Genomic DNA, 14,355 nt, shown 5'->3' on the forward strand with positions numbered 1-14,355 from the left:
GCTCCGGCCGGACTTCTGGATGTGCTTGAGGCTCTCCCGGCGCGCCGAGACGGATATCCAGGCGGCCAGCTTCCCCGGATCCCTGAGCTTCCCCAGATGCTGGATGACCCGCATCCAGGTGGTCTGGCAGACATCCTCGCAGTCCGCCTCGCTGAGCCTGTGCCCGCGGGCTATGGCCCATATCAGCGGTGTGTAGCGGTCGACGATCCGATTCCAGCTCTCCTGACTTCCGGCCAGGCATTCGTCCACGAGCCGGTGCAGAGCACGATCTTCCATGTTTCCCCCCGTTGCCCATACGGTCGGCGCTTCGGCGCTATCACGCGACTGCGCGTGCGGCGACTCCCGATGAGTAGAAAATCCAACTCAATAACCACTGTCCCTGACGCTACATGCGTTAACTATAAGGCGCTGCGGGGGCCGAATGTCAACGGCTCTTCGGAGAGGCCAACTCCCCTGCCGACACGGCGAGATGGATTGGAGCTCACCCGGCCCAAGCGGCTTGCGGGATTCCATTCGGGCGTCCGGGCAGGTGACCTCCGGGGTTTTTCGCACTCCACCACGTCCGAGGCCGGAGTTGACATACCGGAATCGATCCCGATAAAGGGTTGCGCTAATGCGCACGAGACGTGCCAGTAACAATCGCCGCGCCGATTCCGTGTACCGCAAGAAGCACATGAACGATGTCGTCGTCCAGATTCCCCGCCAGGAGAAAGTGTCCCGTTGTCGCGGTGGGGGGCGGTGCACGCCGGACAGCCGGCGCCGAGACCGGCCGCGTGACCCTTGGCGGCGCTGCTGCCGTGCAGCAGCAGGGCGACGCACCCGGTGTCAGGGCCACCCGGTTGTGCCACCCGTTGGTAGCGAACACGCCAGGAACGGGCCCATGGTTCCCCTCAGCGTGGAACCGCGTGCACTCCGCTTGTGAAACTGCTGTCGAGGAAGGAGCCGGAGATCCCCCACACGGCGTCACAAACGCACCGCGGACCAGCAGATGCCACTGGGCCCTGGGTGCGGCGCCGCCGCGAAGTCCGGTCAGGGGTACGCACATCGGTCGTCACGTCGTCGTCCTCCTCGGTGAAGGGCACGCCCGAATGGCGCCCGCACCGGTACGGATCCGGTGGAGCGCCGCTCGGATACGGGTTGACCGGCAGCCGATGAAACTCGGTTCAGGGCACCATGCAGACGTCCGGATGCCCAATGCCCCACATACGTCCGCCAGTTCGCGCTCGAAGAAGGCGGTCCCGTCGGCCATCGCGGACTCCATGGCCCAGGGCCTCCATGCGGACCAGTCCGTAGAGCCGCACCCACCAGCGCAGCATGACGGCGGCCTCGACCGGCAGGTCTGCGGTCGGGCCGCCCCTGATGCCGCTCAACTGCCGGGTGAGCCCCGGCGGCAGCGAGCCGGGGCCGGGGCAGGAGGGGACTCGGCGTGTGGTGCATCGTGGGCGCACTGATCTCGGGACCGGCCCCACTGGCGCTGGGCCTCGTCCTCGTCGTACTGCTCATCCTCGATGCGCGCCGCACGGCCGCCGGGCGCGGGCCCGAGCCCGTGTCGCCGTCGTCCGGGCCCACGCCCCGCGTGCCGGATCGCGGAACCGCGACCCCGGCTGGACACCGGGCCTGACCGGACGGCGGAGCGCCGGGTGGCAGGGAGCAGGCCGTCGGTGGGACAGACCGCCTGCTCCCTGCCGACGTTCCAGGCCTAATCCACCAACTCCTCGACGGACCGCTGTCCCTTGCCCTCCCCGCGCTTCGCCGCCGGCGCCGCAGCCCCTTCGGGCGCCCAGCGCGGCAGAATGACCAGCGCCAGCACCGCACCGAGGAATGCGACTCCCGCACCGGCCAGCATGGACGCCTGCACTCCGTCGACGTACGCCGACGAGGCCGCGGTCACGATCCGCTCCCCCGCGCTGCCGAGCTGCCCGGCGACGGCAGCCGCTCCGCCGATGGAGTCGCGGACGAGCTCGTCGGCCCCCGGCGGCAGTTGTCCCAGACTTCCCAGCGAGTCCTGGTAGGAGGTCGCCAGCACACTTCCGGTGACCGCGATGCCGAGCGCACCGCCCACCTGCACCGAAGCGTCCGTGACCGCGGAGCCCGCACCGGACTGCTCCTGCGGCGTCGAGGCCAGGATGGCGTTGGCGCACGCAGGCATCGACAGACCCATGCCGATGCCCAGGACGGCGATCGACGAAAGAGCCAGCGACTCCGACGACGTACCCACGGCGGCCATCAGGGCCATGCCCGCGCTGGTCACCAGCAGACCTGCCGCCACGGTGGGCTTGAACCCGAGCTTCTCCACCAGCTTGACACCGAGGCCCGCGCCGAAGACCAGCGTGATGCAGGGAAGCAGCCGCAGCCCCGCGTCGATCGGGTCGTACCGGAGCACGTACTGCAGATACTGCGTGGCCACGAAGAGCAGCCCGAACAGGCAGAAGTTGATGCAGACCACGACCACCGCACCGCCCGAGAAACTGCGGTCGCGGAACAGCGAGGCGTCGATCAGCGGATTGGCCGTGCGCCGCTCCCAGCCGACGAACGCCAGCACCAGGACCAGGCCCAGGGCGATCGTCGACAGGGTGACGGTCGAACTCCAGCCCTCGCGGGAGGCCTCGATGATTCCGTAGACCATGGTGCCCAGCGCGGCCACCGACAGTGCGGCACCCACAAGGTCGAGCTTGCCGTTGCGCGGGGCCCGCGACTCGGGAATCAGCTTGGCGCCGGCGATCAGGCCGATCAGCACCACCGGGACATTGATCAGGAAGACCGTGCCCCACCAGAAGTGTTCAAGGAGCACACCGCCGACGATCGGGCCGAGCGGAATGCCGATCGCGCTGGAGCCCGCCCACATGCCGATCGCCTTCGCCTGCTCCTCGGGCGGGAAGACGTCCTTGATGATGGAGAGGGTCGCCGGCATGATCAGCGCGCCGCCGACGCCCATGCCGGCGCGGGCCGCGATCAGCAACTCCGTACTGGGAGCGAACGCCGCAACCAGCGAGAACGCCAGGAAGACCACCAGGCCCAGGGAGAGCATCCGCTTGCGGCCGTACCTGTCCCCCAGGCTGCCAGTGAGCAGCAGCAGCCCGCCGAACGGAAGCGTGTACGCGTCGATGGTCCACTGCAGATCGCTGCCGGACGCGTCCAGGTCCTGCTGAATGCTCGGCAGTGCGAGGTTGAGGATCAGGTTGTCGAGACCGATCACGATGATGCTGAGACACAGGATGGCCAGGATCTGCCAACGGCGCCTGTCGATGGTCGCCCGGTTCATGGGTTGATGCTCCCTGGATGGGTTGAGGAAGGGCCTTGACGGTAGGGGAGATGAGCGGCCGGCGTCAGCGGGCGCCGGCGAGGAACTCCCGGACGGGGTCGATCGGTTCGCCGTACATCCGCGTGATGGCCGATGCGGGTGTGATGATCAGGCCGAAGTGGCGCATGAACACCGCTGCTGACTGCTGCATCCCGTGCAGCCGCCGGGAGATCAGTCCCCTGCGCGCCCTGCGGAGCCGGTCGTCCTCGAACAGGTCCGCCTCGATCCCGGAAATGTCCCGCCATCGATCGGCTCCGCCGTAGGCGTCGACCACCCGCGCCGGCGATGCCGGCCGCATCCCTCCCGAACTGTCAGCCACCGCCGGCTCCTTCCGCACGGGAGTGCCTGCCCGCGCCCGCGAGGGACGCTCCGAGCCGCAGGAACCAGGAGAGCATTCCCAGCGGCCTGCTGCCGGGCCGCGGTACATAGCCGAGCTGCAGCAGCAGCCCCGCACCGTCGATCTCCTGCCAGCTCTCGGCGATCTTGCCGTCGATCATCCGGCAGACGACGATCTGCGACATTCTGAACCTGCGCCCGGTGGGTGTCAGATCCCGGTAGACCCCGCGGTGCGTGCCCGTCATCCGCACCCGGCAGCACACCCGGTCGCCCGCGCTGACCATGTCCTCGATGGTCGCGTGGGCATCGGGGAAGCCGGTGAGAATCCCGCGGATGAACCGGGCGTAGCCCTCGGGGCCGTGCAGCGGCTCCGGCTCGGCGTGCGGCGGTGAGTGGCCGAGATAGGACTCGTGGAATATTTCCGGACAGATGTGCACCGCCTGCTCATTGACGCACTCGTCGATCCAGCGGTGCAGTGTCTTCTCGTTCGCCGCGAGCTCCGTGCCGTCCGGGTCCCCGGTTCCCGACAGGTGTCCGGGGAAGGGCGGCACCGACTGCCAGCCGGTGCCCCGCCACGGCCAGGGCCGGTCCTGGGGCACCCGGTTGAGAGCGGTCCTGGCCGCGGCCCCCGCAGCCCAGCGCAGCGCCTGCGCCGGCCCTGCCGTCCCCATGGGCGGGGCCCCGCCCAGCGTGATGAGCAGGCCGAGTGCGTCGAGTTCCTGCCAGATCTCGGCGATTCTGCCGTTCTCCATACGGCAGATGAGCGTCTGCGAGAACTCCACCGCACGTCCGGTGGGCGCCAGCCCCAGCCAGGGGCCACGGTGGCTGCCGCGGTGGGTGATGCGGACCACCACCCGGTCCCCGGCACAGAACAGGTCCTCGACCGTGGTGGTGAGGTCGGGGAAGGCGCGGTGCAGGGTGAGCAGCCAGGTCCGGCAGGCGTCGGGGCCGCGGAGATCCGCGCCCGTCCAGGCCCGCCCCATCCAGGCCGTGCCGTGGATACGGAAGCCGTCGGTGACCAGTTTGCCGACCAGCTCGCGCCGCCGGGCGTTGCCGCACTCGTGGATCCATCGCCACACGGTCTCGGCAGCCGGGTCGGTCGGTGCGCCGATCCGTGTCTCAGTCATGGGCCACCGGGCATCCACTCACGGCGGCCGGGGGCGCGGCCTGCGCTCCGGTCACCGGGCATCCCTGAGGTGCGGAGACGGCCGTACGGGGCGCGGTCGACACGGTGGTACGGCTCCGCTCGCGCACCCCCACCGTGGCGATGACACCGTTCTGCTGGCCGAGGGTGATACCCGGCTTGGGCACGACCGCGTGCCCGGGCACCAGGCGTACGCGTACCCGTTGCGCCATCATGGCGAGGACCAGTTTCATCTCCTGGAGCCCGAAGACGTCTCCGATGCATTTGCGGGGGCCGCCGGAGAACGGCCACCAGGCGAAGCGGTGCGGTCCCTGTTCACCGAGCTCGATCCAGCGGTCGGGGTCGAAGCCCTCCGGGTTGGGCCAGAACTCCGGGTGACGGTGCGTCACAAAGGCGGAGAGAAGGACCATCGAGCCCTTGGGAATGTCATAGCCCATGACCGTGTCGTCCTCCTGCGGAGTGCGGGAGATCAACGACACCGGCGGGTAGAGCCGCAGCGACTCGCGCACCACCCGGTCGATGTAGGGAAGTTGCGGCAGATCGTCGACGGTGGGCACCCGGCTGCCGAGCACCTCGTCCACCTCCTGCTCCATCCGCCCGTACACCTCGGGATGACGGGAGAGCAGATACAGGGCCCAGGTCAGACCGGAGGCAACCGTCTCGTGGCCGCCGAACATGAAGGTCATGACCTCGTTGCGGACCTGCTCGACGGTCATCCCGCTGCCGTCGTCCTCGGTGGCGGTCATCAGCGCCTCGAGCAGGTCGTCCGGGTGCTCGCCCCGGTCGGCCCGGCGTGCGTTGATGACCCGGTAGATGACGTCGTCGAGGCTGCGCCTGGCCTTGGCGAAGCGGAGATTGGCCGGGGTCGGCACGCTCTCCGGAAGGCTGACGAACTTGCCGAACTTCTTGTACGCCTCACCGATGGCCACCTCGACGGCGTGCGCCATGACCTCGGAGTCCTGCCGCCAGTTGGCGCCGAAGAGCGCACCGCCGAGGACACTGAGCGCGAGCCGCGTCATGTCGAGCGTGACGTCGACCTCTTGATTGGAGCGGGACGCCGCCTCCCAGCGGTCGAGCAGCTCACCGGTGACCTCGGTCATGTTCTCGCCGAAGCTGTTGACCAGCCTGCGGTGGAAGGCCGGCTGGCACAGCCGGCGCTGCCGCTTCCAGAAGTCGCCCTCGCTGCAGATCAGCCCGTCGCCCACCAGAGCACGCCAACGGTCGCTGACGAAGGGCGTCTTGGGGAAGTTGCGGTGCTTGTCCTGGAGGATCTCCTTGATCCCCTCGGGGTGGGCCACGAAGAACACCGGGAAGAGCGGGCCGATTCCGTCGAACCGCACCACGTCCCCGTACCCCCGCCGGCCCTGCTGGAGGGCACCGAGGATGTCGGCCTGGAACGAGCGCGCGTTGCCCAGTACCGGTTCCCCCTTGGGGCCCGGTGCCTGTCGCGCGGTGAGCACTGTCGGGGTTGCCATCAGAGGGTCTCCTCGTTCGGTCGCAGCCACATCATCAGCGGGTCCCGGGGACGCAGTGAGATCGCGGGCTCCGGGAACACCTGCTGGCCGTCGACCAGATCGAGCCGGAACCGCTGGGCGATCATGGCGACGACGAGCGGCATCTGAAGCATGGCGAAGGAGTCGCCGATGCACTTGCGCGGTCCCGCTCCGAACGGCAGATACGCCATGCGATGCCGGTTCGCGCTGTTCTCGGGGGTGAAACGCTCGGGTTCGAACCCCTCCGGGTTGTCCCAGAACTCCGGGTGCCGGTGGGTGACGTAGGGGCACACCACCACCCAGCGCCCCTCGGGAATGTGATAGCCGCCGATCACGTCGTCCTCGGCCGCGCACCGCATATAGACGAAGATCGGCGGATACAGCCGCATGGACTCCTGGAGCACCATGGTCGTGTAGGTCAGCTTCGGCAGGTCGTCGACCGTGGGCACGCGGCCCGCGAGGACCTCGTCGACCTCCGCCTGCAGCCGCCTGCGGCTCTCGGGGTTGAGGGAGAGCAGGTACCAGGTCCAGCTCAGGGCGGTGGACACCGTCTCGTGCCCGGCGACGAAGAACCCGCTGACCTCGTCCCGTATCTGCTCGTCGGTGAACCTGCCACCCGACTCCGGGTCCACGGCGTCGATGAGCAGACTGACCAGGTCGTCCCCGCCGCCGTCGCGCCGGCGCTCGGCGACCATCGGGTACAGCAGAGAGTTGATCGTCTCCAGCGCTCCACGGAAGCGTGTGCGCGCCGCGGACGGGAACTTCAGCGGGTCGACGGGCGAGGTCATCCGCCGGTGGGTGAAGCCCAGGGCTTCCTGCACCGCCGGCTCGATCCTGGACACCTCGTCCGTCCACTCGGTCCTGAAGAGCGCGCGGGCCAGGTTGGCCAGACTCAGGTGCATCATCTCCGACTTGATGTCCAGTGGCTCTCCGTCGCGGGCCCGCCGCTCCCAGCCGTCGAGCAGTTCCGCCGTGGAGGCGGTGAAGGAGTCACCGAACCGCCGCAGGATGTCGCGGTGGAAGGCCGGCTGGGTCAGTCGTCGCGAGCGGAGCCACGAGGTGCCCTCGGCGGCGACCAGACCGTCTCCGACGATCGTGCTCAGACAGCCCTGCACCTTGCGCGGACGCGGATAGCGCTTGTGCTGATCACGCAGCACATGCTGTACGTAGTCGGGGTGGGCCAGCAGATTGATCCGCAGCGGCCCGCGGAAGTTGACGATGTCCCCGTGGTGGCGGAATGCCTCCATGAACGCGGAGACATTGTCCCGCTGTATCTCCCGGATGCTGCCGAGCACGGGATGGCCGCGGGGGCCGGGGGGCACGAGCGTGGTGGTCATGCGAACGAGGCCTTTCCTGAGCGGCGGTGGGTCACAGGGCGAGCTGGGGTACGTCGTCGGGCTTGAAGGTGGGCACGTCGATCCCGGTCCCGAGGTGCGCCAGCACCTCCCGGGCGGTGTTCATGCCGGAGAGGATGACGCGGAAGGAGGCGGGGCCCTCCTCGGTCCAGTGGCCGGAGAGGAAGAGGCCGGGCAGGGGGGACTGGTGGGCGAGCCGTTTGCCGCCGATCTGGTTGGGCGTCAATGCCCAGCCGTACGTCGCTCCCTGGTGATTGCGGGTGAACCGCTCGATCGTCTGCGGAGTGCCCGCCTGAAGGAACGTCAGGTTCTTGCGGAGCCCGGGGAAGACCGACTCGAACTCGCCTAGGAGTGCGTCGGCGAAACGGTCCTTCTGCTCGTGCCAGGGCACACCGTCGGGCCGTTGGTAGGGCGCCACCGCAGTACCGATGAGCAGATGCTCCCCCGGTCGGCCGAGCTCCGGGTCGAGCATCGTCATGACCGAGAGCGACATGCCCCCGGGACGGCCGCCCAGCACGTCCTGCCAGGTGTCCTCGTGGTCCCAGTGGTTGTACTTGAACGTCTCGTGCGCCGGGTTCTCGGCGAGCAGATCCTGCTCGGTGGCCGCGTACACCACACAGGCGGACATCGAGGGCTTCATCCGGCCCAGCCGCTTGACGAAGCGCGCCGGCAGTTCCTCGGTGCCCACCAGTTCCTCGAAGGTCTGCCGGGCATCGGCGTTGGAAATGACGACCGGTGCGGTGAACACCTCGCCGTCCGCCGTACGTACCCCGGCGGCCCGGCCGTCCTGGAGCAGGATCTTCTCGACCGCCGTACCGGTCAGGACCGTGCCGCCACCACGCTCGATCGCCACCACGAAGGCGTCCACCAGCTTCTGGAAGCTGCCCTTGCAGTACGAAGGCCCGTCGATCAGTACGCCGATGAACTGGGCATACGCGAAGAACGACAACTGCGAGGGCGGGGCTCCCATATAGGGCCAGAGCGCCGAGCACATCGCCTTGAGCCTGGGGTCGCGCAGATACTCGTTCATGACGTCGGCCAGCGTCGACGTGCGGTACTTCATCAGCGTGGGCAGCAGCTCGGCGATCTGCCCCAGGGCCGACGGATCGGTGACACGCATCGGCGCCTGCGCCGTCTCCAGAAACATCTGCCGGCGCAGCCGGAAGAACGCCCGGATCCCCTCCTCCTCCTGAGGGAAGAGCCGGATGTGCGCCTCCATGAACTCTTCCAGGCCGGTCGGCGCGAAGACGCTCATGTCCGGGAAGTCGGCCCGGTAGAGATGGTCGATGACGGTCAGCTCGCACTCGTCCTGCACGCCCAGCCACTCCAGCAGGCCCTGCACCATCTCACCCTCGGCGAGCACCCGGATCGCCGAGTCGAAGGTGCGCCCGTCGCGGGAGAAGGCGTGTGCGAGGCCACCGATGCCCTCGCTCTGCTCGCAAAGCAGAACCTTCTGTCCGCAGTGGGCGAGGATGGCCGCGGCCGACACACCTCCCAGGCCGCTGCCGATGACAATGGCGTCCCACTCTCCGGTGCTCATCAGGGCATTACCTCCACGGGGGGCATCAGGTCCACTGTTCAGATCAGACCAGGGACCCCGTGGATACAGGCCTCAGCCTTCGGGCTCGAAGCCCGGCAGGCCCTCGACCGCCTCTGCGCGGAACGGGATCGTGGCGCCGAGCTGGCTGAGCATGGCCAGCTCCCCCATCCACACTCGCTGGACGAGCGCCTGCTCCGCCGGCATCTGCACCCGGGACCTGAAGATGTCCGCGTCCTTCGAGAGGGTGGCCCTGCGTACCGCCTCGCGCATCCACTCCCTGTCGAAGGTGAAGACCTCGGTGCCCAGCGGCTGCGCGAGCAGTTCCATCGAGCCCCGCAGCCAGCCGAAGTCCTGCACCCCGTCCTTCTTCTTGTCCTTGTCCTTCTCCCGCTTGAGCAGTCCGGCGTCCCGCATCACCTTCGCCATCCGGTCCGGATCGTCGTCGACGCAGGCCCGCATGACCGGCCCGATCCAGGGTGCCAGCCCGTCGGGAAGGCGGGCCACGGAGCCGAAGTCGAGCACCCCGAGCCTTCCGTCGTCGGTGAGCCTGAAGTTCCCCGCGTGCGGGTCGGCGTGCAACAGAGAGACCCGCTTCGGTCCGGCGAACAGGAACCGCGCCAGGAGCAGCCCCAGCCGGTCGCGGTCCTCCTGCTTGCCCTCGGCCATCACGCTGGACGCGGGTACACCGTCCAGCCATTGGGACACCAGGACCCGGTCGGTGCCCTCCACCACCCGGGGCACGACAAAGTCCGGATCGTCGGCGAATCCCTCGGCGAACGCCGCCTGGGACTCGGCCTCCTGGCGGTAGTCGAGCTCCTCGACCATCCGCTCGCGCAGCTCCGCCACCATCTCCTTGATGTTGACCTCACCGCCGGTGAACCGGTCGAGGATCCATCCCATCCGGGTCAAAGGACCGAAGTCGGAAGTGATCGCCTCCGCCACGCCCGGATGCTGGACCTTGACCGCGACGTCGGCACCGTCGTGCCAGCGCCCGCGGTGCACCTGGCCGATCGAAGCACAGGCCACCGGACGGTCGTCGAACTCGGGCAGCAGCTTCCGCCAGTCCGCCCCGAGCTGTTCGCGCAGCACCTCGTGCACGGTGCGCGCCGGCAGGGCGGGCCCCGACTCCTGAAGACTGGTGAGCGCCGCACGGTAGGGACGTACGACATTCTCCGGCAGGGCGCTCTCCATCACACTGAGCACCTGGGCGAACTTCTGTGCACCGCCCTTGAGTTCACCGATGACGGCGAAGAGCTGCTTGGCGGTACGCTCCTCGATCTCGGTCCTGATCGTCGCCTCGGCGCCTCCGGCCAACCGTCGCGCCAGCCCGAACGCTGTGCGCCCGGCCAGACCTATCGGCAGCGACGCCACACTCAGGGAGCGCCGTACCATCCCCTTCGGCAGCTCGCTCACCGGGCCGCACCGCCCCTCCCGGAGAGCAGGATCTCCCCGTCCTCGACCCGCACCGTGTAGGTGTCGATGGGGTCCTCGGCCGGGGCGTCGAGCGCCGCACCCGTGCGGAGGCAGAACCGGCTGAAGTGCCAGGGGCAGGTCACGCTGGTGTCGTCCTCCAGCTCTCCCTCGGAGAGCGGGGCCTCCTCGTGGGAGCACTCGTCGCGCACCGCGTAGACCGTGCCGCCGACGTTGGCGAGGAGCACCGGGACGCCGTGGTAGTCCACACTCAGCAGTTCCCCGGACGGCACGTCCGCCAGCTTCGCCACACGGAGTTCTTCCTTGATGTCCACAGCGCTGTTTCCTCTCGGTCCACGGGGTTCCGGCCTCAGCCACAGCCGTCCTCTCCCCCTCTGATCCGCGAAGAGGCGCCGTGAATACACCTCTAGGATCAGCAACACCGATCAGGGAGGCTCCCGATGGACCGTCATGTCGCGCAGCAGAGCCCGGTCGCCGCGGCGACCGCCATCTACTCCGCCTCGATGCTCAAGGTGTACGACGCGTTCGTGCTCGGTGTGGTGAGCCCGGCGGTGTGGCGGTGCCCCCGGGAGGCGATGGCCGCTCAGTACGACCGCCATGTCTCCGCGCGGCATCTGGACATCGGACCCGGCACCGGATACTTCCTCGACCGCTGCCGATTCCCGTCCCCGCAACCGCAGTTGGCGCTGCTCGATCTGAACCCGACGGTGCTGGAGCGGGCCCGGCTCCGGGTCGAGCGCTTCCGGCCCACCGTTCACCAGCACGACATCCTGCAGCCGTACGATCTCGGCGGTCTGCGCTTCTCCTCGGCCTCGCTCAATTTCGTACTGCACTGCCTGCCCGGCGGGATGTCCGGGAAGTCGGCGCTCTTCGACCATCTGCTGCCGCATCTGGACCCCGGTGCCCGCGTCTTCGGCAGCACGGTGCTCGCCCATGGGGTAGGTCACACCCCCATCTCCAGAGCCCAGCTGGATCTCCTCAACCGCAAGCGTGTCTTCCACAACAGGGACGACTCACTGGAGCAACTGGAGGCGGAACTGGAGCGCAGGTTCGCGCGGTACGAGGTTTCGGTGCGCGGCTCCGTCGCCCTCTTCGAGACCACGGTCTGAACCGCCTGCGGTTCCTGCGTCGCCTTCAGCCCTTCTCTGTGGAAGGCCGGCGCCGGTGCGGGATCAGCAGGGTGTCGGGCGGGTGTGGAAGCGGTGCGGGTACTCGAGTAGGGCCGGGGGCCTCGCAGGGACCGGTCCCGCCCGCGGCAGGTCGTGCGTGATCCGAAGGCCGTCCGGCCCGCGCGGGACGGCGGTGGGCGGTCGGACGGACGCCCCTGCCGGGGCACATCCTCCGACCTTCGTCGGAGTGTCGAACACCCCCTCGGAAGTGAACTTCCGAGGGGGTGTCCGGCAGCCTCACAGCGTGCTCAGCCGTCGGACATGACGTCGTTGCCGCCGCACTTTCCGTTGTCGCACGTGAACCCGGCCCGGAGCAGGTCGACCGCCAGGATCAGGTGAGCCAGGCGCTCCTGCGCCTCGGGTACGTTCGGCGCGGTGCCGTCGAGGTTGGCGAGCACGGCGTCCAGCAGGTCCCTCAGCAGGTCGACTTCCGCCGCGCACAGGCACTTGCTGTCCTCCAGCGCCGTGATCCTGCGGTCGGCCTGCGACAGAGCGGTGCGCGCGGTGGGGATCTGCGGAGCCGTGCTGTCGAGCGAATCCCACGCCAGCTGCAGCCGGCCGTCCAGCTGCGAGAGGAACGGCCCGCAGTTCCTCTTTTCTTCGCCCTTGTCCTTGTCCTTCTCTTCGCCCCCGTTGACGACCGCGGCGGACGGGGCGGGCTTCGTGTCGGCCGAGACTGTGGGGGCCATGAACACGGTGGCGGCGGCGACCGCCGCGGTGACGGCCATGATGGAGCCGCGGATCTTGACAGATATCATCTCGTGCTTCTCCTCAATGCACTCTGATGCGAGATGAGACGAGCCGCTCCGGATGGGGCGCTCGAGATCCAGAGAACCCATCCTGACTCAGCGTGCAACCGCGACTACCGTGCGTACCACCGGCCCTTGAGGCCTCACCCTGCGAGAGCCGCAGGTCAACAGCCCCAGAGAACCCCTCGGATCTCATGGCCCCCTGGTCGTGCAGATCAGTGACGCACCGGCTGCCGGGGAGCGGCGGCTGAGCGCCCGGACGTACGACAACGGCACCTGATCCACCTTTCCGGGTCAGGGGCCGCTTCGTGGCGACAGAGCGCCGGCCGGAAGGCGTGCCGTAACAGCGGCGGAGTACGGCGGTGCCACCGGGCACGGAAGCCGGCGCTGCCCGGGTCAGGACCCACCCCGGGGGACAGCGGCTACCGGCGGGCTCAGGTGCCGCCGGCACCGAAGCCGACTTCGGCTGTCACCCGTCCGGGGCGGAGAGACGGGCCGGCCGCTCGCCCGTGCGGTACAGCTCGATGAGCCGGCCAGCCGCGGACCGGGCGGGCTGCGGCGTCCTGTGATCGACAACCCCTTCGGAACGTCGACAGCCCGAGCATCCTGCGACGCCGGCGCTCGTCTCCCGCAGCGCCACACCTCAGCTGCCGGGGAGCAGTCGGGTCTCGGCGGCAGGCAAGGGCTTGGTCCACCAGTGGTCGTAGCGGCCGTAGGCCCGGGGGGCGCGGGGGGCGAGGAACCTCACGAGCGACTCGGCTTCCGCTGCCAGGTCCTTCCAGACGTCGCGCGGCAGCGGGTGGAAGGCGGTCGCCTCGATCGCTCCGTCGACCGCACGCCAGACGCCGGCGACGTGGCCGTCGACCAGCAGGGTGGGCAGCACGTCGCCGTTCACGCGGGTCACGTGCTTGCGGTAGGCCGGCGGTATGACGCGGCTGCGGTCCGCGTAGGCCAGCAGGATGCTGTCCCACATCGGCAGCAGTCTGGGCGGGGCGGGGGTGTCCTCCGGCGGCCGGTGGGCGCCGGGGACGTCGTACATCACCGTGCCGTCGGGGCCCTGCAACTGCTCGAGCCCGTCGCCGAGCGCCTGCACCGCCGTCCTGGCCCGCCGCCGCCGGACCATCGTGAACTGTGCGATGTCCGCCACGGACGCGGGTCCGAAGCCTTCCAGACAGCGGCGGACCAGGACTTGCAGGCCCTGCGCGGCGACGCCGGGGTCCGTCGGCACCGGACGGGTGCTCGCAGCGACGTACGCCGCGCGGACCTCGAACGACCACGGCCCTCCGGTGGGGGCGTGCCACAACGGGGCGTACTGCCGCAGCAGCCGCTGTGCCGTCCGGTCCATCGGTACGCCCAGGCGCTTCGCCAGGCACTCCCCCATCTCGACGTCGGTACGCGGGAGTGCGGTGCACTTCAGCAGATCCGGAAGCAGTGCATCGGCGTCGTCGGCGGTGAGTCCGGACGCCAGGAAGCGGGAGTCGCCGAGCCGTGAGCCCCGCAGCGTCGGTTCCATCGCTTCGCGGAAGGGCCGGTAGTCCTCGGCGTGGACCGCGTGCAGCGTGATCCGCATCAGCGTCGCCTTGACCGTACGGAAGCCTGCCAACGACGCGTCGAGGTCCGCGGGGTCGAAGCGGCTCAGCCTGTTCCAGAGCGCGATGTACGGCGAGCCGGGCTGCTGTGCCTGCAGGGCCACCACACGCCGCACCGCGGTCTCGACGTCGAGCGACTCGCGGCCGAGCAGCAACTGCCGGGCGAGGGTGGCGCGGTTGAGTGCGCGCGCGGTGATCTCCATCCCGGGATTCTCTCGCCTCGCCCGCCGGCCCGCGGCCGCTCTCCC

12 protein-coding genes are annotated in these 14,355 nt (G+C 69.2%); 1 reads left to right on the forward strand and 11 read right to left on the reverse strand.

Translation table 11 applies throughout. From position 1 onward, the window contains the following. The 9 genes from IE198_RS24360 to IE198_RS24400 all read right to left on the reverse strand — a co-directional run. Positions 1-276: RNA polymerase sigma factor (locus IE198_RS24360; RefSeq protein WP_229834281.1), on the reverse strand; the 276-nt coding region annotated here is incomplete at its 3' end. Positions 277-1,699: 1,423 nt separating this feature from the next. Then, positions 1,700-3,262 (reverse strand): MFS transporter, encoded by a 1,563-nt coding sequence (locus IE198_RS24365; protein WP_189890116.1) that lies wholly within the window; start codon positions 3,260-3,262, stop codon positions 1,700-1,702. A gap of 64 nt (positions 3,263-3,326) precedes the next feature. Then, positions 3,327-3,620, reverse strand: coding sequence for a hypothetical protein (locus IE198_RS24370; protein ID WP_189890118.1), 294 nt, complete (start codon positions 3,618-3,620; stop codon positions 3,327-3,329). After that, a complete protein-coding gene (locus IE198_RS24375; protein WP_189890120.1) occupies positions 3,613-4,764 on the reverse strand; it encodes an ester cyclase in 1,152 nt (383 codons plus the stop codon). The genes IE198_RS24370 and IE198_RS24375 overlap by 8 nt, the downstream gene beginning before the upstream one ends. Then, positions 4,757-6,256, reverse strand: a complete 1,500-nt coding sequence (locus IE198_RS24380; protein ID WP_189890122.1) for a cytochrome P450 — start codon at positions 6,254-6,256, stop codon at positions 4,757-4,759. Before IE198_RS24380 ends, IE198_RS24375 begins: the two co-directional genes overlap by 8 nt. Then, a complete protein-coding gene (locus tag IE198_RS24385) occupies positions 6,256-7,611 on the reverse strand; it encodes a cytochrome P450 (protein ID WP_189890123.1) in 1,356 nt (451 codons plus the stop codon). Before IE198_RS24385 ends, IE198_RS24380 begins: the two co-directional genes overlap by 1 nt. A 31-nt stretch (positions 7,612-7,642) precedes the next feature. Further along, complete coding sequence (locus IE198_RS24390) at positions 7,643-9,169, reverse strand: phytoene desaturase family protein (protein ID WP_189890125.1); 1,527 nt, start codon at positions 9,167-9,169, stop codon at positions 7,643-7,645. 72 nt (positions 9,170-9,241) lie between these two features. Then, complete coding sequence (locus IE198_RS24395) at positions 9,242-10,582, reverse strand: ABC1 kinase family protein (RefSeq protein ID WP_189890127.1); 1,341 nt, start codon at positions 10,580-10,582, stop codon at positions 9,242-9,244. After that, positions 10,579-10,914 carry a non-heme iron oxygenase ferredoxin subunit gene (locus tag IE198_RS24400; RefSeq protein WP_229834283.1) on the reverse strand — a complete coding sequence of 112 codons (336 nt, stop codon included), beginning with the start codon at positions 10,912-10,914 and terminating at the stop codon, positions 10,579-10,581. The genes IE198_RS24395 and IE198_RS24400 overlap by 4 nt, the downstream gene beginning before the upstream one ends. 126 nt (positions 10,915-11,040) lie before the next feature. Here IE198_RS24400 and IE198_RS24405 point away from each other — a divergent pair, with 126 nt between their 5' ends. Next, entirely contained in the window at positions 11,041-11,709 is a 669-nt protein-coding gene (locus tag IE198_RS24405; protein WP_229834286.1) for a class I SAM-dependent methyltransferase, read from the forward strand. Between the two features lie 308 nt (positions 11,710-12,017). Here the strand turns inward: IE198_RS24405 and IE198_RS24410 are convergent, their stop codons facing one another. Together IE198_RS24410 and IE198_RS24415 are read right to left on the reverse strand one after the other, a co-directional pair. After that, on the reverse strand, positions 12,018-12,527 hold the full coding sequence (locus IE198_RS24410; RefSeq protein WP_189890129.1) for a hypothetical protein: 510 nt from the start codon (positions 12,525-12,527) through the stop codon (positions 12,018-12,020). Between the two features lie 634 nt (positions 12,528-13,161). Then, on the reverse strand, positions 13,162-14,310 hold the full coding sequence (locus IE198_RS24415; RefSeq protein WP_189890130.1) for a winged helix DNA-binding domain-containing protein: 1,149 nt from the start codon (positions 14,308-14,310) through the stop codon (positions 13,162-13,164). Between the last annotated feature and the right edge of the window lie 45 nt (positions 14,311-14,355).

Origin of the sequence: Streptomyces xantholiticus (assembly GCF_014651015.1) — a bacterium.
Taxonomy (GTDB): Bacteria; Actinomycetota; Actinomycetes; order Streptomycetales; family Streptomycetaceae; genus Streptomyces; species Streptomyces xantholiticus.